At 73.2% G+C, this 24,130-nt stretch carries 17 protein-coding genes, 1 tRNA gene and 1 pseudogene; 11 read left to right on the forward strand and 8 right to left on the reverse strand.

From position 1 onward, the window contains the following. Positions 1-28: 28 nt before the first annotated feature. Positions 29-2,746, reverse strand: coding sequence for a penicillin acylase family protein (locus tag ACZ7C5_RS33695; protein WP_470324150.1), 2,718 nt, complete (start codon positions 2,744-2,746; stop codon positions 29-31). 241 nt (positions 2,747-2,987) lie between these two features. Between ACZ7C5_RS33695 and ACZ7C5_RS33700 the strand changes: the two genes are divergently transcribed. The 5 genes from ACZ7C5_RS33700 to mscL all read left to right on the forward strand — a co-directional run bounded on the left by ACZ7C5_RS33700 (position 2,988) and on the right by mscL (position 7,595). Beyond that, positions 2,988-4,472 carry a potassium/proton antiporter gene (locus ACZ7C5_RS33700; RefSeq protein WP_470324151.1) on the forward strand — a complete coding sequence of 495 codons (1,485 nt, stop codon included), beginning with the start codon at positions 2,988-2,990 and terminating at the stop codon, positions 4,470-4,472. Positions 4,473-4,769: 297 nt separating this feature from the next. Beyond that, a complete protein-coding gene (locus tag ACZ7C5_RS33705; protein ID WP_470324152.1) occupies positions 4,770-6,161 on the forward strand; it encodes an MFS transporter in 1,392 nt (463 codons plus the stop codon). A gap of 126 nt (positions 6,162-6,287) precedes the next feature. Further along, a complete protein-coding gene (locus tag ACZ7C5_RS33710; protein ID WP_188296412.1) occupies positions 6,288-6,596 on the forward strand; it encodes an FmdB family zinc ribbon protein in 309 nt (102 codons plus the stop codon). A 279-nt stretch (positions 6,597-6,875) separates the two neighbouring features. Then, entirely contained in the window at positions 6,876-7,145 is a 270-nt protein-coding gene (locus ACZ7C5_RS33715) for a hypothetical protein (RefSeq protein WP_401091598.1), read from the forward strand. A gap of 30 nt (positions 7,146-7,175) precedes the next feature. Next, positions 7,176-7,595, forward strand: a complete 420-nt coding sequence (gene mscL, locus ACZ7C5_RS33720) for a large conductance mechanosensitive channel protein MscL (protein WP_401091600.1) — start codon at positions 7,176-7,178, stop codon at positions 7,593-7,595. Positions 7,596-7,659: 64 nt separating this feature from the next. Here the strand turns inward: mscL and ACZ7C5_RS33725 are convergent, their stop codons facing one another. Together ACZ7C5_RS33725 and ACZ7C5_RS33730 are read right to left on the reverse strand one after the other, a co-directional pair. Beyond that, entirely contained in the window at positions 7,660-7,923 is a 264-nt protein-coding gene (locus ACZ7C5_RS33725) for a hypothetical protein (RefSeq protein WP_470324153.1), read from the reverse strand. Between the two features lie 144 nt (positions 7,924-8,067). Continuing rightward, positions 8,068-9,039 carry a sigma-70 family RNA polymerase sigma factor gene (locus tag ACZ7C5_RS33730; protein ID WP_470324154.1) on the reverse strand — a complete coding sequence of 324 codons (972 nt, stop codon included), beginning with the start codon at positions 9,037-9,039 and terminating at the stop codon, positions 8,068-8,070. A gap of 446 nt (positions 9,040-9,485) precedes the next feature. Here ACZ7C5_RS33730 and ACZ7C5_RS33735 point away from each other — a divergent pair, with 446 nt between their 5' ends. Then, on the forward strand, positions 9,486-10,337 hold the full coding sequence (locus ACZ7C5_RS33735; protein ID WP_401091606.1) for a phosphatase PAP2 family protein: 852 nt from the start codon (positions 9,486-9,488) through the stop codon (positions 10,335-10,337). A 118-nt stretch (positions 10,338-10,455) separates the two neighbouring features. After that, positions 10,456-10,899: pseudogene (locus tag ACZ7C5_RS33740) on the forward strand (carbon-nitrogen hydrolase family protein); the annotation flags it as partial. 155 nt (positions 10,900-11,054) lie between these two features. Here the strand turns inward: ACZ7C5_RS33740 and ACZ7C5_RS33745 are convergent. The 3 genes from ACZ7C5_RS33745 to ACZ7C5_RS33755 form a co-directional block, all read right to left on the reverse strand. Next, a complete protein-coding gene (locus tag ACZ7C5_RS33745) occupies positions 11,055-13,523 on the reverse strand; it encodes an FtsX-like permease family protein (protein WP_401091608.1) in 2,469 nt (822 codons plus the stop codon). Positions 13,524-13,788: 265 nt separating this feature from the next. Next, positions 13,789-15,513: a hypothetical protein gene (locus ACZ7C5_RS33750; protein WP_470324155.1), complete on the reverse strand. Its 1,725-nt coding sequence runs from the start codon at positions 15,511-15,513 to the stop codon at positions 13,789-13,791. Positions 15,514-15,741: 228 nt separating this feature from the next. Then, positions 15,742-15,814 (reverse strand) — tRNA-Arg (locus ACZ7C5_RS33755). Between the two features lie 167 nt (positions 15,815-15,981). On the opposite strand from ACZ7C5_RS33755, the gene ACZ7C5_RS33760 reads away from it, so the two are divergent. Then, positions 15,982-17,517, forward strand: coding sequence for a glycosyltransferase family 39 protein (locus tag ACZ7C5_RS33760; RefSeq protein WP_470324156.1), 1,536 nt, complete (start codon positions 15,982-15,984; stop codon positions 17,515-17,517). Positions 17,518-17,709: 192 nt separating this feature from the next. Here ACZ7C5_RS33760 and ACZ7C5_RS33765 read toward each other — a convergent pair whose 3' ends face one another. After that, positions 17,710-20,025, reverse strand: coding sequence for a hypothetical protein (locus tag ACZ7C5_RS33765; protein WP_470324157.1), 2,316 nt, complete (start codon positions 20,023-20,025; stop codon positions 17,710-17,712). A 297-nt stretch (positions 20,026-20,322) separates the two neighbouring features. Between ACZ7C5_RS33765 and ACZ7C5_RS33770 the strand changes: the two genes are divergently transcribed. The 3 genes from ACZ7C5_RS33770 (at position 20,323) to ACZ7C5_RS33780 (ending at position 22,726) form a co-directional block, all read left to right on the forward strand. Beyond that, the gene (locus ACZ7C5_RS33770; RefSeq protein ID WP_401091616.1) at positions 20,323-21,063 is read left to right on the forward strand and encodes a GOLPH3/VPS74 family protein; all 741 of its coding nucleotides are present in this window, start codon (positions 20,323-20,325) and stop codon (positions 21,061-21,063) included. A 587-nt stretch (positions 21,064-21,650) separates the two neighbouring features. Then, positions 21,651-22,514, forward strand: a complete 864-nt coding sequence (locus ACZ7C5_RS33775) for a helix-turn-helix domain-containing protein (protein WP_188300397.1) — start codon at positions 21,651-21,653, stop codon at positions 22,512-22,514. Further along, complete coding sequence (locus ACZ7C5_RS33780) at positions 22,511-22,726, forward strand: DUF397 domain-containing protein (protein WP_188300396.1); 216 nt, start codon at positions 22,511-22,513, stop codon at positions 22,724-22,726. Before ACZ7C5_RS33775 ends, ACZ7C5_RS33780 begins: the two co-directional genes overlap by 4 nt. Positions 22,727-22,829: 103 nt before the next feature. Here ACZ7C5_RS33780 and ACZ7C5_RS33785 read toward each other — a convergent pair whose 3' ends face one another. Beyond that, positions 22,830-23,945, reverse strand: coding sequence for an ADP-ribosylglycohydrolase family protein (locus ACZ7C5_RS33785; protein WP_401091620.1), 1,116 nt, complete (start codon positions 23,943-23,945; stop codon positions 22,830-22,832). Between the last annotated feature and the right edge of the window lie 185 nt (positions 23,946-24,130).

Below are 24,130 nucleotides of genomic sequence, written 5' to 3' on the forward strand. Positions count from 1 at the left end.
CGGGGCCGCCGTACGGGCCGGACGGGCGTCAGCCGGTGGTGAGCACCAGCTTGTGCTTGGTGGCCTTCTCGACCGCGTCCGGCGTGTAGGCCCAGGTCAGCAGCTTGCCCTTGAGCCAGAGGTCGGTCTGGTCGTTGTAGTTGTCGTGGAAGGCGTGGCCGGAGGCGCCGCCGACGTTGACCCAGCGCGAGGAGTCGAGGTCGTTCAGGTCGACCACCATGCGCATCGACGGGATCCAGTCCACCTCGTACCCGGCCGCCGCGTTCCAGCCGGCCGCGTCGACCGCCGCCGAGCCGCCGGAGAGCCGGTACGGGCCGCGGTTGAGCAGCTTGTGGACCGCGCCGGAGGCGATCGAGGAGTCGTCGGTGCCGAGGGTCTGCTCGCGCAGCTCCAGCTTGTGCAGGCGGCCCCAGCTCCAGGTGGAGACGTCCTTGCTGAGCAGCGAGGTCAGCTCCTGGCGGGCGTTCTTCATCGCCTCCTGGAGCAGGTTGTCCAGGCCCTTCTGCTCCTTGTGCTGGTCGTCGATGTACGTCCACCACGAGCTGTCGGGCTTCTCCAGCTGCTGGCGCACCACCTCGGTCCAGCGGTCGCCGCCGTCCGGCTGGGCCTTGCCCGGGTCCCGGGTGCCGCACTCGGTGACGATCTTGGTGGCACTGTCCGGCTTGGTCGGGTCGTCCTGCTGGCGGACCAGCAGGCAGTTGTCCTTGGCCCGCAGGTCGGCCGGGAACTTCTGGCCGAAGGCCAGGATCAGCAGCTGGCGCCAGACGCCGTTGTAGTAGGCGGCGGCGGCCGAGTCGGCGTCCTGGTGGAAGTTCCAGTCCTTCAGCAGGTCCTGGGCCTCGCGCACGTACGGGTCGCTGACCGGCTGCTTGAGCAGCAGCGGGACCAGCGTCTTGGCCATCACGCTGGTGTTGTCCAGCTGGAGGGTCTGCATGTCGTCCGGCGAGATCTTGCCGTTGTTCTTGAGCAGGCCCTCGATCTGGTCGGTGATCTCCTTGGCGCGGGTGCCGTACTCCCAGTCCTTGGTCAGGTTGTACTTGTAGCTCGGGTCCACCACGGCCTGGTTGGCCGTGACGATGTAGCCGGCCGAGGGGTTGAGGCTCCAGGGCAGCGCGGAGAAGGGGATCGGGTCCTTCCACTGGTAGGCCGGGTCCCAGCCCAGCGCCGGGTAGGTGCCGTCGCCCTTGCCGCGGACCGGGATGTTGCCCGGGGCCTGGTAGCCGATGTTCTTGGCGTCGGCGTAGATCAGGTTCTGCGCGGGGACGGTGAAGTCCTTGGCCGCGGCGCGGAACTCCTCCCAGTTCTTCGCCTTGTCCAGCTCGAAGACGGCGTCCATGGTCTTGCCCGGGCTGAGCGCCGTCCACTGGAGGGCGACGCCGTAGCCGCTGGTGCCGCGGTCGGGGGCGGAGGTGCCGTTGGGGGCGTACTTGCCGACGTTCTGCTGCTCGCTGCGCTGGTCGGAGATCAGCGGGGCGCCGGTCTGGGTGGTGCGGACGGTGATGGTGCGGTCCTCGCCGCCGGCCACCTTGATGGTCTCCTTGCGGAGGTCGAACTTCACGTCCTTGCCGTCGTACTGGTAGGTCTCCGGTCCGGTGACCTTCTCCAGCACGAGGTCGGTGACGTCCGCGCCGAGGTTGGTGAAGCCCCAGGCGATGTCCTTGTTGTGGCCGATGACCACGCCGGGCATGCCCGCGAAGGTGAAGCCGGAGACGTCGAACTGGCAGGCCGGGGAGCTGGTCCGGCAGTGCAGGCCCATCTGGTACCAGACTGAGGGCAGGCCCGGGCCCAGGTGCGGGTCGTTGGCCAGCAGCGGCTTGCCGGTGGTGGTGTGCGTGCCGGCGACCACCCAGGAGTTGGAACCGATGCCCTGGCCGGGGCGGCCCAGCAGCTGCGGCATCGCGTCGATCCGGTCGGTCAGGCCCTGCAGCAGCGCCTTGGTGGTGGCCGCGCCCTGGGCGGTGGCGGCGCCGGCGGCCGCGCCGGACTGCGGGGAGCCGTCGGCGGGGCGGTAGTTGTCGCCGGCCACGGTGCCGGTCTTCACGATGGTGCCGTTGCGGGCGTACGGGTAGTCCGGGTACAGCTCGGCGATCTTGTCCGGGCCGAAGTCCTGGGCCAGCAGCGAGCGGTCGATCTCCTCCTGGAGGTTCCCGGAGAGGTTCCAGGCCATCGCCTTGAGCCAGGCCACCGAGTCGACCGGGGTCCACTGCTCGGGCTGGTAGCCGCCGTTGACGACGCCGAGCAGCGAGTACTCCAGCGAGGCCTTCGAACCGCCGGGGTGCTCGGCGAGCCAGGCGTTCACGCCGTCCGAGTAGGCCTGGAGGTACTTCTTGGTCTCCGGCGACAGCTTGGTGTCGAACTCCTTCTGCGCCACCTGCCGCCAGCCCATGGTGCGGATGAAGGCGTCGGTGTCGACCTGGCCGTCGCCGAACATCTCGGAGAGCCGGCCGGCGGTGACGTGCCGGCGGACGTCCATCTCCCAGAAACGGTCCTGCGCCTGGACGTAGCCCTGGGCGCGGAACAGATCATCGGCGGTGTCGGCGTACAGCTGCGGGATGCCGTTGGCGTCCCGCTTGACGTCGACGGGCGCGCTCAGGCCCGCCACCTTGACGCTGCCGTCGACCTCGGGGAAGGAGGCACGGACCGCGGAGACCCCGCGGTAGCCGCCGTAGCCGGCGCCGGCCACCAGCAGCACGACCAGCACGATCACGATCAGACGGGCGCGCCGGAACTTCTTCGAGCGGGGCATCTGGGTCCTTGCGGTCCTGACTTCGGGGCGGGCGGGGCGTGTCCGGGGCCTGCGGCCGGGACAGGGCACCACATTAGGCCGAGTCGGCCGAGCACCGTGAACGGGGGACCAAGCTAAAGATATGGCAAAATGTTAGACTGCGTAACGATCCGCAAGAGGAGCATTGACGACTTCTTAACGGGTCACCCCCACAGCACCACCAGACACCCCGTCCGCCCTTGCCTGCCCGAGGTGCCCCTGCGTGAACATCTCCCATCTGAACCAGCTCCTGCTTGAGTCCTCCGTGATCCTGCTGTTCGCGGTGGGCGCCGTACGCCTCTCCACCCGATCAGGGCTGCCCAGCCTGCTGATCTATCTGGGGATCGGTGTGGCACTGGGCCAGAACGGGATCGGTGTCACCTTCAACAACGCCGAGCTCACCCAGGTGCTCGGCTACGCGGCGCTCGTCGTGATCCTGGCCGAGGGCGGCCTCAAGACCAGCTGGCGCGAGATCAAGCCGGTGATGCCGTCGGCGACCGTGCTCGCCACCGTCGGCGTCGGCGTCAGCGTGTTCGCCACCGCGGCCGGCGCGCACTGGCTGGTCGGCCTGGACTGGCGGACCTCGCTGCTGCTCGGCGCCATCGTCTCCTCGACCGACGCGGCCGCCGTCTTCTCGGTGCTGCGGATGGTCCCGCTGCCGCACCGGCTCACCGGCCTGCTGGAGGCCGAGTCCGGCTTCAACGACGCGCCCGTGGTCATCCTGGTCGTCGCCTTCGCCACCACCGGGGAGCTGGACTCCTGGTACGTCCTGCTCGGCACCATCGCCGCCGAGCTGGCGATCGGCGCGGTGACAGGCCTGGCCGTCGGCAAGATAGGCGCCTACGGGCTCAAGCACGTCGCGCTGCCCTCCTCGGGCCTCTACCCGATCGCCGTGATGGCGCTCACCGTGCTCGCGTACGCCGGCGGCGCGCTGCTGCACGGCTCCGGCTTCCTCGCCGTCTACATCAGCGCGGTGATTCTCGGGAACTCCAAGCTGCCGCACGGCCCGGCCGTCCGGGGCTTCGCCGACGGGCTGGCGTGGATCGGGCAGATCGGCATGTTCGTGCTGCTCGGACTGCTCGTCACGCCCGAGACCATGGGCGACGCCGTGGTGCCCGCGCTGGTGATCGGCGGGGTGCTGGTGTTCCTGGCCAGGCCGCTGTCGGTGATGGTCTCGCTGACGCCGTTCAAGGTGCCGGCCCGCGAACAGGCGCTGCTGAGCTGGGCCGGGCTGCGCGGGGCGGTGCCCATCGTGCTGGCCACCATCCCGGTGGTGTCGGGCGCGCACCGGGCCGAGGACGTCTTCAACATCGTCTTCATCCTGGTCGTCGTCTTCACCCTGCTCCAGGGGCCGACCCTGCCCTGGGTGGCCAAGCGGCTGCGGATCGACGAGGGCGACATGGGCCAGGACCTGGGCATCGAGTCCGCCCCGCTGGAGAAGCTGCACGGGCACCTGCTGTCGGTCGCGCTCTCCCCCGCCTCGAAGATGTCCGGGGTGGAGGTCAGCGAGCTGCGGCTGCCCAAGGGGGCGGCGGTCACCCTGGTCGTGCGGGAGGGGAACTCCTTCGTGCCGGACAAGGCGACGGTGCTGCGCGGCGGGGACGAGCTGCTGGTGGTCACCACGGACGAGGTCGGCGAGGCGGCGGAGCGGCGGCTGCGGGCCGTGGACAAGGGCGGCAAGCTCGCGGGGTGGCTGAACGGGCGGTGAAACCGGCACGGCCCGGCACAGCCCTGCCGGGCGGTGCCGGGCCAGGTTGCGCCTGGTGCCGTCTACGCGCGTAACTGTATGCTGGTTCGAACACGCCGTATGACTACCGCTAGACCACACCCAGCATCTGCCTGACGCAGAGTTGGCGCGACCGCTCGGCGGCCGCGGTCCGGCCCCCGGCCACCACGCCGGGCCGACCCGGTATCTACCCCGGTCGACGCGCGAGAGGACGACTCTCGGCGCCGTCGGGGCCACACCATGCCCTGCCGCGCTACCAGGCAGCAGGAAGGACCGACCGTGACGGCGCGCCGAACGGTCGACACCGCCGCGGATCCCGCGGCCACCACCGCAGCTCCCGCCCCCGCCCGTGTCGGGTACGGCGAGCTGCTGCGCACCCCCGGGGCCTGGACGTTCCTGTCCCCCGCCCTCGTCGCGCGACTGCCTTACGCGATGCTCAGCATGGGCATCCTGCTGCTCGTCACCCAGACCCACGGTTCGTACGGCACCGCCGGTACGGTCACCGCGGTCGCCGCCGTCGCCCAGGCCCTGGTCGGGCCGCAGACCGGGCGGCTGGCCGACCGGTACGGCCAGGCCTCGGTGCTCGTCCCGACCGTCCTGGTGCACGCGGTCTCGGTCGGCGCGCTGATCGCGCTCGCGCTCGGCCACGCGCCGGCCTGGAGCCTGTTCCTGGCCGCCGTCCCGGCCGGTGCGAGCGTGCCGCAGATCGGCGCGATGGTCCGGGCCCGCTGGGTCGCCGGGTTCGCCGCGGACGGCGCCTCCGACGCCTCGGCGGCCCGGGTGAGCACCGCCTTCGCCTTCGAGTCCGTGACGGACGAGTTCACCTTCGTGATCGGCCCGATCCTGGCCTCCGGCATCGCCGCCGTCGCCAACCCGGCCACCGCCCTGGTCACCGAGGCCTCGCTGACCCTGGTGGGCGGCCTGGCCTTCGCCGCCCAGCGGCGCACCGCCCCGGCCCGGATCGTGCCGCGGCCCGGCGTCAGGCGCGCCTCGGCGCTCGCCTCCCCCGGCGTCCGGCTGCTGGCCGGGGCCTTCCTCGGCGTCGGCGCGGTGTTCGGCGGCATGCAGGTGTCGGTGAACGCCTTCGCCGACTCGGTCGGCCGGCACGACGCCGGCGGCACGGTGTACGGGATCTTCGCCGGCGGCTCGATGCTGGCCGGCGTGCTGTACGGCGTGATCGCCTGGCGGCGGCCGGTGCAGCAACGGATGCTGATCAGCTACGCGCTGCTGGTGCTGGGCTGCTCGGCGCTGTGGGCGATGCCCGACCTGGTCTCGCTGACCGTCGCCGGGCTGGTCTGCGGGCTGGCCATCGCACCGACCCTGATCAGCGGCTACACCCTGGTCGAGACGCTGGTCGCGGACGGGGCCAAGACCGAGGCCTTCACCTGGCTGACCGGCGCCATCGGGCTGGGGCTCGCGGTCGGCTCGATGGCTGCGGGGCAGCTGATCGACGGGCACGGGCCCTCGACCGGGTTCCTGGTGCCGGTGACCGGGGCCGGGCTGGGGCTGATCGCGCTGGCCTCGCTGCGGCACCTGCTGGTGGCGCCGGGGACCGGAGCCTCCGGGACCGGCACCGCTGCCGGTACTGCCGTCGGCGCCGCTGCCGACCGGGTCGCCGCCACGGCGGAGCACGGCGGTGCCGCACGGCTGGTGGGCGCGGCCGAGCGCTGAGCCGGCGGCGGTCCCGTGGCCGGTCCCGGCCCATCTCACACCGGAGTCGCTGGACTGATCCCGCGGAATGCCGCATCATTGACCATCGTTAGCACTCATCAGGCGAGAGTGCCAGGAGGAAGACAAGTGCCCACGTACCAGTACCAGTGCACCGAGTGCGGCAACGGCCTGGAGGCGGTGCAGAAGTTCACCGACGAGGCACTGACCACGTGCCCCGACTGCCAGGGACGGCTCCGCAAGGTCTTCTCGGCCGTGGGCGTCGTGTTCAAGGGTTCGGGTTTCTACCGGACCGACAGCCGCTCCTCCTCCAGCAGCACGGTGGGTGCCGGGTCGTCGTCGACCCCCTCGGCGTCGTCCACCCCGTCCACTCCCTCGTCGTCGTCGTCGGGCTCCGGCTCCTCGGCCTCGTCCAGCCCGGCTCCGGCCGCGGGCTGACACCGGCACCGGGCCTCCTCGGCCCGGACGCCCCGCAGCACCCCGGAAGGCCCGTCGACCCCGCTCCCACGCGGGGACGGCGGGCCTTTCCGCATGCCCGTGGGTGGCTCGTCAACTCGGACAGGCCCGACCCACTCGTGCGGGTGTACGAAGTTATCCACAGGGGCGGGGTTTTCCACAGGCCTGGGGAAAGAGCTCACGGAGTTCGCCGGGAACGCCCATCGTGTGGATCGTCCGGTCCGCGAGGGGCCGGTTCGCCGACACTCCGGAGGTGCGTCGATGACGACCGTGAGCTTCTCCCTCCCCCTGCCCGCGCCGACGGTGCCACCCCGGCAGGAGCTGCCGAGCTTCCCGCCGATCCGGCGCGGGTGCGGCGGGTGGCACCGCTGGCGCAGCGCGGCGCGCCGACGGGCCGGGGTGCCCGTGCTGGTGCTGCTCGCGGTGGCGGCGGCGCTGGCGCTGGGGCCCGCGCGGGCCGGGCTGCCGCCGCCGGGCGGCGCGCTGGGCCGGACGGGTTGTCAGTCCGGCCCTGCGGAAGATCACCCGTGACCAGGAATCGACTTCGTCGTTCGAGGCGGCATGAAGGGCTTCAAGGAATTCCTGCTGCGTGGAAACGTCGTCGAACTCGCCGTGGCCGTGGTCATCGGCGCGGCCTTCACCACCATCGTCAACGCCTTCGTCAAGGGCGTGATCAATCCGATCGTCGGCGTGTTCGGGTCCAAGGACCTCGCGTCCTACAGTTCCTGCCTCAAGGGGCCCTGCGAGGTGAGCACGACCGGTGAGGTCACGTCCGGAATCCTCATCCTGTGGGGCTCGGTGCTCAGCGCCGCGCTCCAGTTCCTGATCGTCGCGGCCGTCGTCTACTTCGTCCTGATCGTGCCCATGAACAGGCTGGCGGCCCACCGCAAGTCCGATGCCGAGAAGGCGTTGGAGGCCGAGGCCAAGGAGGTCCAACTGCTGACCGAGATCCGCGACGCGCTGGCGTCACCGCTGCGCTGACCGGCAGGCTCCGCTCGCCCCCGTCACCGGTTCCCCCGGCACCGATCCCCCTGTCCCCGATCCCTCACCCGCCGTGGTGCGGCGGGCGCTGGCTCAGGTACCAGTCCAGCCCCCGCCCACCGCTCTCCCCGGCCCCGGGGCGGTCGCCCCAGCCGGCGTCGGTGTCGTCCGCGGACTGCTGGTCCAACGGGTCCCGGAAGACCAGCCGGGCCTTGGCGACGGCGGTCTCCCGCGGCTCCCGGCCGTGCTCCCGCACCTGGTCCTCGTCCCGGTCCTGGCCCTGGCCCTGGCCCTGGCCCCGGTGCTCTTCCTGCCCCTGCTCGCTCACGCTGTCCACTCCGTTTGTCCGTCCCTCCCCTCCAGCCTAAGAGCCCCGCGGCACGCCTCGGGCCCCGGTGCGGAACTCCGCGCCAGGGCCCGGTGAGGGCTCGGCCGTCAGGCCGGCAGGTCTGTCGGGCGGCCGACAGGTCCGTCAGGCGGCTTCGAAGCCCGCGTGGTCGGCGATCTTCTTCAGCTCGGCCAGGGCGTGCTTCTCGATCTGGCGGATCCGCTCACGGGTGAGGCCGTGCTGCTTGCCCACCTCGGTGAGGGTGCGCTCGCGGCCGTCCTCCATCCCGTAGCGGGAGCGGATGATCGAGGCCGTGCGGTCGTCCAGCCGGCCGATCAGGTCGTCCAGTTCCTCGCGGCGGAGCATGACCATCACGGCGTCCTCGGGGGACGTGGCCCCGGTGTCCTCGACGAGGTCGCCGAACTGGGTCTCGCCCTCGTCGTCCACCGACATGTTGAGGCTGACCGGGTCGCGCGCCCAGTCCAGCACGTCCTTGATCCGGGCCTCGGTGGTGTCCAGCTCGGCCGCGATCTCGGCCGGCTCGGCCTCGCGGCCCAGCTCCTTGGACTTCTCCCGCTGCACCCGCCGGATCCGCCCCAGCTCCTCCACCAGGTGAACGGGCAGCCGGATGGTGCGGGACTGGTCGGCGATGGACCGGGTGATCGCCTGCCGGATCCACCACGTCGCGTACGTGGAGAACTTGAAGCCCTTGGCGTAGTCGAACTTCTCGACCGCGCGCACCAGGCCCGCGTTGCCCTCCTGGATGAGGTCCAGCAGGGGGAGGCCGCTGCGCGGGTAGCGCCGGGCGACGGCGACCACGAGCCGGAGGTTGGAACGGATGAAGACGTCCTTGGCGCGCTCCGCGTCGGCGGCTATCGCCTCCAGCTCCTCGCGCGTGATCCCGGCGGGGAGTTCGTCCTCCTCCAGCAGGTGCTGGGCGTACACCCCGGCCTCGATCCGCAGCGAGAGCTCGACCTCCTCGGCGGCATCGAGCAGGGGCGTCCTGGCGATCTCGTCGAGGTACATGCCGACCAGGTCGCGGTCGGCCTCAAGGTTGGTCGGGCGGGCCGCGCGACTCCGGTCGGCCCTGTCGCGAACGACGGCACGGGTGGCCATGCTTGCTCCCTTTGCTGGTATTGCCGAGGTCTGCCTGCCTGCCTCGTGAGGGCAAGATGTGCGGGCCCCTGGGGCCTCACACGTAACGATCCAACGAACAGATTCCGGACAACATTCCCAAGTCGCTCAGATTCTTCCCGGCGATGCAGTATGCTGCCGATTTTCTCCCCGCCCTTGGACACTGGGTGACCGATCGGACACGCTCGGTATCGCCGGGGGCCGTTCCGGGAGTGATTTCTCCACTCGACCCACACGCGCCCGCCGCCCATCCGTTGAACCCGCGAACGGTCGCACACGTTCCCCGGGCGCGCCCCCTTCCGTTCACGCTCACGCCCCGCCTCCGTCCACGCCCACACCCCGACGCACGCAGGTCCTCCGCACAAACGATGCCGAATCGCTATCGCTCCGGCTCTTGCTCGGCACGGGACACTGGGAAGGTGTCAGCCATGCACCTGACCAACAGCACGACCTCCGTCACTGCGCGTCATCGCAGTCTCCTTCGGGACGCCGCGCTCGCGCTGGGCTGTGCCGCGCTGTTCGGCCTCCTGGCGGCTCTGGTCACGGGCCAGTGGCGCCCGCTGGAGCGCTTCGACCAGGAGTGGATCGGCGAACTGCACATCTACGCCCGGGACCACCGGATCTGGACCGCCTCGGTGCAGACGCTCTCGGACATCGGCGGAACCGTCACGATGCGTGCGCTCCTCGGGATCGCGGCCGGGTGGCTCTGGCTGATCGGCGCACGGGTGCTGGCCGGCTGGGTGGCCGCCCAGACCCTGGTCGGCTGGGGCGCCCTGTGGGCCCTGAAGCTGTCCTTCGACCGCGGCCGCCCCTCCTTCTCCGATCCGGTCTCGCACGCCGGCGGCCCGGCCTTCCCCTCCGGGCACGCCATGGCCTCCGCGATCACCTGCGCCGTCCTGGTCGGCCTGCTCTGGTACCGGGTCCACCGGCGCGGCCGGACCGCCGCCTGCGTGGTGGCGGCGGCCACGGTGCTGACCATCGGCTGGACCCGGGTCGCGCTCGGGGTGCACTGGCCCAGCGACGTGCTGGCCGGCTGGCTGGCCGCCGGGATCGTGCTGGGTGCCGTGACCGCCGTGATCCAGCTGTGGCGCCCCGGCGCCCTGGCCCGGGACGTACGGCGGGTCAACTGGCGCACCAGGCCCCGGGTACAGCGGGTCCTCGTGTCGGGCGGCCGGTCCGCGCGCACCGCCGCACCGCTCGCGGAGGACGCACCGGGCGGCGCCGGGGCCGAGGACCTGCTGGGCGGTCCCGCCGACCGGCCGGACGAGCCCGTCCGCTGACGCCGAGTCACCACGCCGACCCCGGCAGGCCCCCGCGCCGGCGTGACCGCCATGCCCGAGACCTCCACCTCCTCCACCGTGCCCACCGGCTACCCCGAGCGTCCGCTGCGACCTGCGCATCTCCGCCCTGGTCCTGGGCCCGGACGGCGGCTTCGTCACCCGCTACGACAAGCAGCACCTGTTCAGGTCCGAGCGCGACCGCTTCGGCCCCGGGTCGGCCGGCTGCACCCTGGAGCCGGACGGCTGGCGGCTCGGTCTCGGCGTCTGCTACGACTCCGGCTTTCCCGAGCACGCCAGGGCCGCCGCACTCGACGGCTGCCACGCCTACCTGGTCGGTGCCCTGTTCAGCGTGGGGCACGGCCACCACGAGTCCCGCACCTGGTTCCCGGCCCGCGCTCTCGACAGCACCCTCCCCACGGTGCTCGCCAACCACATCGGCCGCACCGGCGGTCGGCACACCTGCGGCGGCAGCGCGGTCTGGGGCCCGGACGGCCGGCTGATCGCCGAGACGGGCGAGGACCGGCGCGAGCTCGTCGTCGTCGGCCTCGACCCGGTCTTCCTGCGCGGCACCCGCGAGCGCGAGACCCTCCTCGCCGACCTCGCCCTCGTGGGCGGCCGGCCGCGCCCCGGGCGCGGTTCACCGTGGCCTGAGCGCCCGGCACCCGGCACCCCGCCGCCGGCTCCCGACTCCCGGATGCCCGCCGGTGGGCATCCGGGTCAGGAGGCCCGCATCGCGGCCACCGCGGTCATCCTCCCGACCCGGCGGGCCGGGAGGACCGCGGCGGCGAGGCCGACCAGGACGGTCAGGACCAGGGCACCCAGCACCGGCAGCACCGGCGGGCCGCCGACCGTCCCCACCACCGAGGTGACCGAACGGGCGGCCGCCCAGCCGTAGCCGATGCCCAGTCCGGTGCCGACCAGGCCACCGGCCAGCGAGAGCAGCAGCGCCTCCAGGGTGAGCATCCGGCGCAGCTGCTCGCGCGACATCCCGATCGCCCGCAGCATGCCGATCTCGCGGGAGCGCTCGCTGATGCTGAGCATCAGGGTGGCCGCGACGCCGAGGCCGGCGATGGCGACGGAGAAGGACAGCAGGGCCATGCTGACGGTCTTCAGCCGGTCCAGCAGGGACCCCAGGGTGTCCGCCTGGGCGGCCGTGTCGGTGACGGTCACCTGCGGGTGGTCGGCGAGGGCGCGGTCCAGGGCGCGGCGGGCGGTCGGCCGGTCCCCGCCCGCGGCCGGGCTGATCCAGGCCGTGGTGACGGGCGCGCCGGGGGCGAGCCGGTCCAGGGTCGCGGGCGTGACCAGCAGGGTGGCCCCGCCCTGGAGGGTGAACGGCAGGCTGCTGCGGCCGGGTTGGAGTCGCAACTCGACACCGCCGGCCCGGCGCGTCCCGGTCTCGCCGAGCCCGCTGAGTGCGGCGCCGTCGGCCAGCGAGCGGGCCCGGTCCACGTCGTCCACCGAGGAGTTGAGCAGGGCGGGGTCGGCGGCGGCGACCACGGTGGACCGGCCGTCGAGGTCGACGGTGGCCGAGCGGACCGGGGTGACGGTCAGCCCGTGCTCGGCGGCGAGCGCGCCGAAAGCCCCGGCGGGCAGGGCGGTGCCGCCGGTGGTGGTTGCCGAGAAGACCCCGGGCTGGCGCCCGGACATCGCGGGGACCAGCGACTGCGAGGTGACGTCCAGCGCGGTGACGGCGCCGACCATCACGGTCACGCCGAGCAGCAGCGCCGAGCCGGTGGCCCCGGTGCGACCGGGGTTGAGCCGCAGCTGCTGGGTGGCGAGCCGTCCTGCCGTGCCGCCGAGCCGCCGGGCGGGCCGGCCGAGCACGGCGACGACCGCGGGCAGCACCCGGTGGGAGAGCCGCAGCACCCCGAAGAAGCTCGCGATGGCACCGACGGTGACGCCGAGCAGCGACAGCGGCGGCGGGGCCAGCGCCCCGGCCACCAGCAGTGCCGTCCCCCCGACCAGCAGCACGGAGGTCCACACGGCGGCCCGTACCCTGGCCGCCCCGTCGGCCGGTGCGGGCGCACCGCCGAGCGCGGCGACCGGCGGCACGGCCGCGGCGGCCTTCGCCGGGCCGCGGACGGCCAGCAGGGTGAGCAGCACGCCGAACAGCCCGGACAGCAGACAGGTCAGCGGGGCGGGCAGCAGCGACAGGTGCACGGGACCGAGGTCGAGCGCGCCGACCACGGCGGTGCCGAGCGCGCAGAGCGCGACCCCGAGCAGCACACCGGCCGTGGAGGCGCCCAGGCCGAGCAGCAGGCCCTGGCGGCGGATCAGCCGGCGCAGCTGCTGCCGGTCGGCGCCGACGCAGCGCAGCAGGGCGAGCTGACGGGTCCGCTGGGCCAGCACCACCGTGAAGGTGTTGCCGACCACCATCCGCGCCACCGCGAGCGCGATCAGCACGAAGGAGAGGGCGGCGATCAGCACCACGCCGTACATGGTGCCGCTCTGCCGGGTCGCCTCGCGGACGGAGGCCTCGCGGGTGTGCACCTCGACGCCGGTGCCGAGGGCGTCCCGCAGGGCGTCGACGGTCCGTGCTCCGGAGGCGCCCGGGGCGGCCCTGACGTCGAGCCGGTCGACGGTCACACCGGTCGCGTACCCGGCGACCGCGTTCGCCGGGACGCCGACGATCGGGACTCCGGCGAGGCTCGGGGCGCCCCGTTCGTCCAGGGTGCCGACCAGCCGGGCGGTGGCGGCGGTGCCGTCGGCCCTGGTCAGGTGCACCTCGGCGCCCACGGCGGCGTCGAGCCGCTGCGCGGTTCCGGTGTCGAGCAGCACCTCGCCGGGGCCGGCGGGCCAGCGGCCGTCCTTGAGCAGCTGCCAGCGCAGCGCCGGGTCCTCGGCGACGGCGCTGACCGCGGCGGTCCGGTCGAGCGGCCGCCCGTCGGCGGTCAGCACGCCGCCCTTGCCGGTCAGCCTGGGGGCCACCGCGGCCACCCCGGCGGTCCGCCGCACCCGCTCCGCGGTGGCCGCGTCCAGCCCGCCCGCCCCGGCGGACCCGGTCACCTGGATGTCGCCGGGGCCGACCTCGGCGGCCGCGGTCTGGCTGTAGGAGTCCACCAGCGCCCCGCTGCCGCTGACGGAGGCGATCAGGAAGGCCACTCCCAGCGCGATCGCGGCGCCGCTCAGGAGCAGCTGGCGCAGCTGGCCGCGCAGCTCGGCCACGGTGTATCGGTACGTCGTCATGGTTCCCCGGCTCGTCCACCCTGACCAGGCACGATGCTCCGGCGGGGTCTCGTCGAGCCTAGAAGCCGGGGTGGCCACGGGACATCAGCTCACGGTCTGCTTCATGATCATTCCGCAGGCGGAGGGCCGCTCACCGCCGTCTCCTCCCGGAGAGGTAGGCCGGCCCCGACGCCGGTCGCGGGGGAGGCGGCGGACGTGCCCGGGACCGGCGCCGGCCGCCCGCCCCCGGAGGGACGGACGGCCGGCGCGCGGTGCCGACGCGGCGTCAGTACCTGTCGTACACGCCGACCAGGTCGACGATCAGGTCGGTCGGCTCCCAGCCCCGGTTCCAGATGTCGACGGCCTCCACGTTCTTGATGTCGGCCTGGACCAGGTTGGAGACGGTGGCGCCCTTCGTCCAGTTCAGGACGGAGGAGTCAGGCGGGGTCGGCTTGGCGCCGCCCAGGTCGACCGGCTCCGGAGCGACCGCGAGGTGGCCGCTGCCCTGCGGGTTGGTCACCGTCGTGTTCAGGACGAGGGCTTCGAGCGCCCGGCCGGACGTCCACACCGTCGCGCGGTGGTAGTTCTGGCCGGAGAGCGGCGACCAGGGCCGGGAGTCGTACATCCGCCGGGGCTCCTCCGGCAGGTAGGCGGCCTTGCCGTCGGCGCCGTAGTAGCCGGTGACGTCCACGATCACGTCGGTTCCGGCCCAGGCGCCGTTGCGGAGGGTGATCCGGCCGTCGGGGCCGACCGGCACGATCACCGCGTTGGCGACCGTCTGCCCCGTGGCGAAGTTCAGGTTGGACGTGGCCGACGGCAGCTCGCCGCTCGGGAACACGGTCAGGTGGCCGGGGCCCTTCGGGTCGGTGACCGTGACGTTGAGCGCCACGGCCGTGACGCCCTGGGCCGGCAGCCCGCCCCGGCCGGCGACCTGCACGCCGAAGGTGGTCTGGCCGGCGGCCTGCCCCTTCGGCGCGCCCAGGCCGTCACGGGTGTCGGCGATCCGGGACGGCTTCACCGAGGTGTACCCGCTCGCCGCGGACTTGGTGAAGTAGCCCGTCACGTCGGCGATCAGGTCCACCGGGCCGCCGCTGCGGTTGGCCAGCTCGACGTACCCGTCCTCGCCGACCGGCACGATCGCCAGGGTCGGCACGGTCTGCCCGGCCACGAAGTTCACGTTCGAGGTGGTCGGCTGCTTCGTGCCGGAGGCGAACGCGATGACGTGCCCGTCCACCGTGGTGTTGGTGGCGGTGATGTTCAGGGCCACCGCCGTCACCCCCGCCGGGATGTCGCCGTTGCCCGCGATCCTCACCCGGGTCGTGGCGTACGGGGCGACGGCCCCGGCGGCCGCGGCCCCGGTGCCGTCCCGGGTGTCCAGCAGCCGGGTGGGCGAGTGCGGGGTGAACTCGGAGCCGTCCACGACCACGTCGCGGACGGTGTTGGCGGTCAGCTTGTTGAGCAGCTCCGTCGCGGTGACCGTGATCTTGTGGGAGCCGACCTCGGCGTACGTGTGGTCGAAGAACACGACCTCCTTGAGGAGGCCGATCTCCGTGGAGGTGGTGCCGTCGCCCCAGTCGACGTCGTAGCTGATGACGCCCTGGGTCACGTCGGTGCTGACGCCGGCCGCCATCCCGACGCCGTGCGCGTTCGAGTTGGACATGCCGGTCGAGACCTCGAAGTACGGCTGCGCGGCCGCCGGTGCGCCGGACCCGGCCGTCGCACCCGGCGCCGCCGCCGCGGCCTTCGCTCCGGCCCTGGCCCTGGCGGCCTCGGCGTTCTTCGCGTCCTTGGCCGCGATGTCCTTCGCCGCGGCGTCCTTCGCGGCCTTCTCGGCAGCGGCCTTCGCAGCGGCGTCCTGCTCGGCGGCGGCCTTCCCTGCGGCGGCTCCGGCAGCCCCGGCGGCCGGCGCGGTGGCGCTCGCGGCCCGGCCGGGACCGGCCGACGGGCCCGCCGCCTGCGCCGTGGCGGGTACGAAGCCGACGACTGCCGCGACGACGGCGGCGGAGATCATGACACGGTGACGGTACACCGGCCCCCCAATTCCTGAACTCGTTCAAAAACCCTTGCCCGGAGCCTACCCCCCGGACGGTTCGCACCCCACGGAATATCCGGCCACCTCCCGGCATCGGCCCGCGAACGCCGGGGAGAACACCCGGGGCCGGCCGGACGGGCGGGGCCGGGAAGCGCCTCAGGCCTCCCGCCGGTATCGGCAGGAGGCCTGTGACCTGTGTCTTCGTTGTGCCCCAGGCAGGATTCGAACCTGCGACACCGGCTTTAGGAGAGCCGTGCTCTATCCCCTGAGCTACTGAGGCGCGGCCCGGGGTGCACCGGGCCGCTCACAGCGTACCGGATCGGGGGTGGGGCTCGGGGGACGGATGGGAAGCGGGTGGCCGACGAGGTGTCAGGGCGGGTCAAGTAGCCTGCCGGGCAGGGTGGGATCCGCCCCCGGCACACCGCGTTCAAGGAGACGAAGGACCCGATGAGACCTGCTGTGCGCCCGGTGGGCCGGCTGTTGGGGCAGGTGTGGGTGTGGCCCGCGGTCGTCATGACGGTGGTGGGCGGGTACCGGCTGGGGACGCCGGACCTGTGGCGGGACGAGATCGCGACCTGGACGGTGGCCACCCGCTCGCTGGGTGACCTGCTGCGGCTGCTCCAGCACATCGACGCCAGCAACGGCGTGTACTACCTGCTGATGCACGCCTGGACGACGGTGTTCGGCGACTCGACGGTCGCCCTGCGAATACCCTCCGTGCTGGCGATGGCGGGGGCCGCGGCGTTCGTGGCGCTCACCGCCCAGCGGCTGTTCGGCAGCCGGGTGGCGGCGGTCGGGGCCGGGCTGCTGCTCGCGGTGCCCCCGGAGATCTCCAGGTACGCCCAGGAGGCGCGCTCCTACGCGCTGGTGACGTGCGCGATCGCGGCGGCCTCGTACTTCCTGCTGCGGGCGCTGGAGCGGCCGACCTGGCGGCGCTGGGCGCCGTACTGCGTGGCGATGGCACTGGCCGGGGCGGGGCACCTGGTCTCCTTCAGCACGGTCGCCGGGCAGGCGGCGCTGCTGGGACTGCACCTGTGGCGCACCCGTCCCGAGGCCGACCGGCGGCTGCTGTGGCGGTTCCCGGTGGCGGTCGCGGTGTCGGCGCTGCCGGTGCTGCCCGTGGTGCTGCTGGGCAGCCGGCAGTCGGACCGGCAGCTGGGCTGGATACCGACCCCCTCCCTGCGCGGCCTCGGCTACTTCGGCGAGCGCCTGTTCGGCTCGGGTCCGGTCTTCTACGCGTTCGCCCTGCTGGCGCTGCTGGCGCTGGCGCTGCCCGGCCGGCGGCTCCAGGCCTGGCAGCTGCTGCTGCTCGCGGAGCTGCCGGTGGTGGGCGTCTGGCTGGTGTCGCGGCTGGGCGACACCTCGTACTTCCTCGGACGGTACCTGCTGTTCACGGTGCCCGCCTGGGCGGTGCTGGCGGGCGGCGGGGCCGGGGCGCTGTACGGCGCGGTGAAGGCCCTGGCCCGACCGGACCGGGCACCCCGGCGGAGCGTCGCGGTGGCCGGGCTGCTGACCGTCGCCCTGCTCGCCCTGCCGGCCGTGGAGGCCCTGCCGAAGCAGCCCGCGGTGCGGTACACGGGCTCGCACAACGGCTCGGAGGAGCCGTTCAGGGCGGCGGCCCTGGAGATCTCCGCCGACTACCGCTCCGGGGACGGGATGGCGCCCCCGCTGGGCGACCAGTCCTGGGCGATGGCCTGGCCGGGCGTCAGCTACTACCTGCCGCCGGACGTCCGGCCGTACCCGGTCTTCGTCGCGCGGAGCGCCGACGACGCCGAGGACCTCTCGCCGGAGCCCTGCCCGCAGCCGGCGGACTGCCTGGGCGAGGTGTCCCGGATCTGGCTGCTGGTCCTCGGCGACACCACGGACCCGCTGGGCGAGATGCCGACGGACCAGGCGCAGGTGCTCCGCACCCGGTACGGCGCCCCGGACCGGGTGACGCCGCTCGGCGGGCTCACCCTCGCCCTGCTCGACCGGGACACGTAGGCCCCGGGGGCACGGAGAACCCGGGGAACGCGGGGAACGCGGGGGCACAGCGGCCCGGGGACACGGCAACCCGGTAACACAGCTACCCGGGGACACAGCGCCTCGGGGACACGGAGAAGGGGAGCCGGTACGGGACCGGCTCCCCTTCTCCTTTCCGCTCTGTACGTCGCCTCGGCGCCCCGGCTCAGCGCCTCACAGCGTGCGCAGCAGCCGGGACTGGATGGACGGCGGGGTCAGGCCGGACTGGAGTGCCACCGGCACCTCCACCCGGTCCTCGCCCGCGCCCACCCGCAGCACGCCGACCTCCTTGCCGGCCTGCTCGGTGTGGCCGATCTTCGAGGCGTCCAGGGTGACGGTGCCGGAGATGCCGGGGAAGCCCGCCACCACCAGGTCCTTGGTCGCGACGAGCGCGACCTTGCCGCCGAGCCCGTCCTCCACCGAGCCGACGACGTCGCCCTTCTTCACCACGGTCTGGCCGGTCAGGCCGTTCTGCGCGGCCTGGATCTGCTTGCCGCTGACCTTCAGCACGGTCGGCAGGATGCCGTCGCCCGGGTTGGGCGAGGTGGCCTGCTGGCCCAGGGTGACGCCGAGGATCAGCCGCCGCACGCCGCCGATCTCCTTGTACGCGGCCCACATCAGGCAGCCGCCGGCCGGAGTGCTGGAGCCGGTCTTGACGCCGATGACGCCGGTCTTCGGGTTGATCAGGTTGTTGGTGTTGGGGATCTTCGCGTTGTTGAAGTTGGTCTCCGGGGTGGAGACGATCTGCCGGAAGATCTCGTCCTGCATGACCTGCTCGGCCAGCTTCAGCTGGTCCTTGGCGGTGGACTTGGTGTCCGCGTTGAAGCCCGCCGGGTCAGCGTAGATGGTGTTGCTCATGCCGAACTTGGTCGCGGTGTCGTTCATCGCCTTGACGAACTCGGCCTCGGAGCCGGAGTGGAAGCGGGCGAGCAGCCGGGCCACGTTGTTGGCCGAGGGCAGCATCAGCAGTTCCAGTGCCTGGTACTCGGTGAGCACCTGGCCCTCGGTGAGCGTCACCTTGGACTCGTCGACGTTGCCGGACTCCTGCGCGGCCTGCTTGTCGACGGTGATCTTCGGGCCGCTCTCCCCCTTCTTCAGGGGGTACTTCTGGAGGATCAGGTAGGCGTTCATCACCTTGGTGACGCTGGCGATCGAGGCCGGCGTCTCCGGGCCCGAGCTGCCGAGGCTGCCGACGCCGACCACCTCGGCGGCGGACTGGCCCTTGGCCGGCCAGGCGAGGTCGAGCTGGTCGCCGGAGAAGGTGTAGCTGCCCGCGGTGGTCGTCTTCAGCTTGGGATCCGGCAGCGGGCGCAGCAGCTGGGCCACCGCGAGCGCGCCGAGCACCACGGCGAGGAAGACCGTCCAGATGGTCACCCGCTTGAGGGCGCGCCGCAGCGGCGAAACCGGGCGGGCATTGAGGGAGGCCAGGACCTCCATCGCCTCGGCGGTGTTCTCCGGCGACGGCATCGGCTCGGGCGCCGGCAGCGGCGGGACCGGCGGCACCGGGCGCGGATCGGGCTCCGGCAGCGGCTTCGGGGCCGGCACGGGAGCGGGCTCGGGGGTCGGCCTCGGCAGCGGCGCCGGGCCCGGGGTGGGCTCGGGCTCGGGGACGGGCCTGGGATCCGGACGTGGCTCGGGCTTCGGCTCGGGCACGGTGCCGGCCGGGGGGACGGTGCCGGCCGCGGGGGCGGCGGAGGCGCGCGGCGGCGCGGGCTTCTCCAGCTTCTCGGCCTGACCCGACGGCTGACCAGGCTGCCCGGTCTTGGTCAGCGCGAGGGTCAAGGCGCCGGTCGCGGGAGCGTCCTCGGATTCCTCGGAGCGCTCGGCGTCCTCGGCCTTCCCGGTCTCACCGGTCTCGTCGGCCGCCTTCTCGGCCGACTCGGCTCCGGGCCCGGAGGTGCCCTCGGCGTCGGTCTCCTCGGACGGCTCGGCCGCCTTCTCCGCGACCTTCTCCGCCGCCTGGTCCGCCGCCTTGTCCGCCACCGCGACGGCCGTCCGGATGGCGAGACGCGGGTCGGCGCCGACCGGACGCCCGGCGGGCTCCTTCACCTCCTCGGCTTCCGCCGCGGCCCCCGCCTGCTCGTCCCCACCTTCGGAACTCCCCTTGCCGGCAGCCTTCACCAGCTCCTCGGGCAGCCGCAGCGCGGTGGTCCTGTTGTCCACCGGCAGCCGCAGCATCGTCGTCCTGCTGTCCACATCCCGGACGCGGAGCTGTACGGTCGAGCCGCCCTTGGCCCCCGCCGCGGGGGTGTCGGCGGACGCCTCCGCGGGCGTCTCGCCGGAGGCCTCCGCAGGGCTGTCCGAAGCGGTGTCCGAGGAGGTCCCGGCGCTCGCCCCGGCGTCGGCCGCGACTGACGCACCGTCAGCATCCGGGCCGGAACCGCCCTCGGCGGGACCGGCGGCACCGGCCGCCGCACCGCTCCGTTCGCGCTCGCGGTCCCGCTGCCGCTCGTCGCCGTCCCTCAGCACCCTGTCGGGGGACTCGCCCACGTATCCCAGCCTCCTCAACGCCCCGCGGGGCACCGGCGAACCCGATTTCGGGAAGCCGACGCCCCGCCCGTGTACCTGTACAGTCTCCGCCACCGGAGGCCGATCCGGCCGCGCACACCCCGCCCGACCGGCGCGTATTGTCGTCGCCCGGCCGCTCCACGGTCTGTCCACCGGTCAGACGCAGGGCCCCGCGCCGCCGGTTCCGCGCCTTCACCGCAAGGTCACGATTCGGAGGCGTACTCGACAAGCCCGTGTGAGAGGCGTCACCCTGTCTCTCATCCACGCGGGGAGGCTTGGATGGGCAAGAGCCGCAGAACTGTTCCCGAGGAACTCTTGCTGCTCGCTTTGGACCCGACCACGGGTACCACGGCGCAGCCGCAGACCCTCGACCTCGGACTCGCCGGGGCCCAGCTCGTCGAGCTGTCCCTGGCCGGACGGATCGTACCGGAGGGAGACCGGATCGCCGTCGTGCTCGCACGGCCGACCGGCGACCCGACCCTCGACCACGCACTGGAACTGCTGCGCCGACGCGGCAGTCCGGTCCGCGCGGCGCACTGGATCGGCGGGCCCCGGCTGGGGCTGCGGCAGACCTATCTGGCGCACCTGGAGCGCTGCGGCATGGTCACGGCCGTGCCGGGCCAGGTGTGCGGGGTGCTGCCGACGATCCGGTACCAGGCGTCCGACGACTGCACCAACGCCGCGATCAAACAGCGTCTGGACACCGCGATCCGCACCGGTGTCCCGCCGGACCCGCGGACGGCGGCGCTGGCGGCGCTCGCCCACTCGGTCGGACTGGGCAAGCACCTGTACCCGGGCAACGAGGGCCGGTCCTCGCGGTCGCGGCTGCGCGACCTGATCCGGTACGACCCGCTGGGCGGGATGGTCGCGCACGCCGTGATGGACGTGCAGAACGGCCTGCCCGCGCAGCAGAACCGTTCTTCCCAAGGTTCCGGGGCCGCCGCCGGCCGTCCCGGCGCCCGTACGGCGGGCCGGGGTTCGGGCGGGCGGGTCTCCGCCTCCCGGGTCGGCGCCCGCTGACCGGAGCGGTCCGCGGGGCCCGGCGGGCAGCCGCCACGGCGCCCGACGCCACCGGCCGCGCACCCGACGGCGCCCGCCGCCCCGTTCACGCCGTCCGACGGCGCTGAGCGGCCCGGCGTACGACCGGTGCCACCGGCGCCAGGAGCACGACGGGCACCGGACGCACCGGACGCACTACCGGCACCACCCGCGGCACCGGAAGCAACCGGCGCCACCAGCAGCACCGAGGGGCGGTCGCCCCGCGACGCGAGTCGCCCGGCGACCGCCCCTCAGCCGTCCCCGGACGCTGACGGCGGACCCCCGGCAGCGACCCTCCCCCGTACGTGCCGGGGGCGCGTACGAGCCGGTCCGGGGGCACCCACCGCAGCACCTGTCCGAGTCGCCGAGCCGCATTACCACCTGGGGGCTTTCGCTGTCTCGCGGAAGTGCTATTCCGATGATCTGTCCTATCGCGCTGCCGTGATTCCCCGACGCCGACCTGGCCCAAGGTGACATGCTGCTCCAAGTCAGGGGGGTTGGTCCCTATGTCCGAAGTGTTCCGAGGGTCGCCGTTCCAACGAGCACCAGAGGTCCGGCCGGAGGTCGAAGTGTCCGCCAACGTCAATCCCACCGTTCGCCGCCGGCGCCTCGGTTCGGAGCTGCGCAAGCTCCGCGAGGGCCTGGGCATGACGGCGGAGGAGGTCGCCGGCCGCCTGATGGTCTCCCAGTCGAAGATCAGCCGGCTGGAGAACGGCCGCCGCAGCATCAGCCAGCGCGACGTGCGGGACCTCTGCGACGTGTACAACGTGCCCGACGACCAGTTGCGCGCCAGCCTGATGGAGATGGCCAAGGAGTCGCGCCAGCGCGGCTGGTGGCACGACTTCAACGACATGCCGACCCCGTACAGCGTCTACATCGGACTGGAGGCCGAGGCCTCCTCGATCCGCGCGTACGAGTCCTCCTTCGTCCCCGGTCTGCTGCAGACCGAGCACTACGCCGAGGCCGTGGTCGAGGGCACCCAGCCGGACACCGACGCGGTCGCCGTGCAGCGCCGGGTGCAGGTCCGGATGAAGCGCCAGGAGCGCATCCACGGCGAGAACCAGCTGGGCAGCCTGTGGACCGTCATAGACGAGGCGGTGCTGCGCCGTGAGGTCGGCAGCAAGGCGGTGATGGCGGCGCAGCTGCGGCAGATGCTGGACCTCAGCCAGCGTTCGAACATCACCATCCAGGTGATCCCGTTCTCGCACGGCGCCCACCCCGGCATGACCGGGACATTCTCGCTGCTGGAGTTCCCCGAGTCAGCCGATTCCACGGTTGTCTACTTCGAAGGTGTGACGAGCGATCTCTACCTGGAGAAGGAGGCGGACGTGCGCCGCTATACCGGTCTGTACGACTACCTGAGAGCGGCCGCCCTCGGCGTCGCGGAGAGCCGGTCGCTGATAGCCGACATCGAGAAGGAATTCCACGAATGATCACCCCGTCCGAGTACGGAACCCCCTGGCGCAAGAGCAGTCACAGCGGAGGCCAGGGCGCCTGCGTGGAGATCGCCGTCCCCGGCTCGGGGGAGGTGGCGGTCCGGGACTCCAAGGACCCCCGGGGCCCGCAGCTGCGCTTCTCCGCCGAGGCCTGGAACGCCTTCGCCTCGTCGGCGGCGGGCGGCGCCTTCGGCGGCCTCCCGGGCTGACCGGCCCACGCGGTTCCGTACTCGGACCAGTTGCCCGTAGCGGTGTCCGTCGCCTTCAGGCGGCGGGCGGTGCTCCGGGCAACTTCCGTGTCGGGGGCGGTTCTCAGCCCGCCACCGGGTAGCGGGCGGTCCAGTTGACGCCCTCCGGGGTCTGCCGGTCGTGCAGTTCGGCCCCGTGCACCAGCTCCATCACGAAGTCGTCGGCGAGTTCGAGGATCGCCCCGCGCCCTTCGAGCCCGGCCAGCAGACCGGGCGGCAGGGCGGTGTCCCCGTGCAGCACCCCGAGCAGGTTGCCGCAGATCGCGCCGGTGGCGTCGCTGTCCCCCGAGTGGTTGACCGCGAGCAGCAGGCCCGAGCGCACGTCGTGCGCGACCAGGGCGCAGTAGACCGCGATCGCCAGCGCCTCCTCGGCCACCCAGCCCTCCCCCAGCGCCTCGACCCGCTCCGCGGAGGGCTCGCCGGCCCGCACCGCGTCCAGGGCGGCCCGCAGCGCGGCGGTGGTCTCCTCATGCGCGGGGCGCTCGGAGAGCAGGGCGAGCGCGAGGTGGACGCCCTCCTCCAGGGTGCCGCCGCGGGCCACGGACTGGACGATCACCGCGAACGCGCCCGCCGCCAGGTAGCCGGTGGGGTGGCCGTGGGTGAGCACCGAGCACTCCACCGCGAGCTGGAACACCAGGCTCGGCTCCCAGGTGGTGAGCAGCCCGAAGGGCGCCGCCCGCACCACCGTGCCGCAGCCCTTGGAGTGCGGGTTCTTCGGCAGCTCCAGGGTGCCGAGCCGCTCGGCGTCGGCCCCGGTGAGGCCGGACAGGCAGCCCTGGCCGGGGGCGCGCTGGGCGTACAGCCACTCCTCACGGCCGAGCCAGCCGAGGTCGGGGCGGCGCTCGTCCGGGCCCCAGTCGCGCTGGGTGGCGGCCCAGCGGAGGTAGGCCAGGTGCAGGTCGGTGGGCGGGTGCCAGCTGCCGGTGTCGCGCCGGATGTGGGCGCGGATCAGTCCGTCGACGGTGAAGAGGCTGAGCTGGGTGTCGTCGGTGACGGCGCCGGCGCGCCCGTACGCGGGGACGTAGCCGGTGACGCCCTGCGGGCCGTGCCGGTCCCGGATCTTCTCCAGCGACTCGAACTCGACGCCCGCACCGAGCGCGTCGCCGATGGCACCGCCGAGCAGACAGCCCCGCACCCGGCTGCGGTAGTCCTGCTGCTGGGCGCGTGACCACAGTGGCATCACGACGGGGCGCCTTTCGTCGGGTGTGGGGGCCGCGCGACGCTCGGCCGGCCGCGCGCCCTCGCACTGTACTTCGACGCCCCTTGCGGATCGACGGCATCCCTCGAACTCCGGTGCCCCCGGCCCGGCCGCCGCGCGGGCGGCGGCCAGGCCCGGCCCGGCCGGTCCGGCACAGCCGGTCCGCA

The sequence above is a fragment of the Kitasatospora sp. NPDC036993 genome, assembly GCF_055607525.1.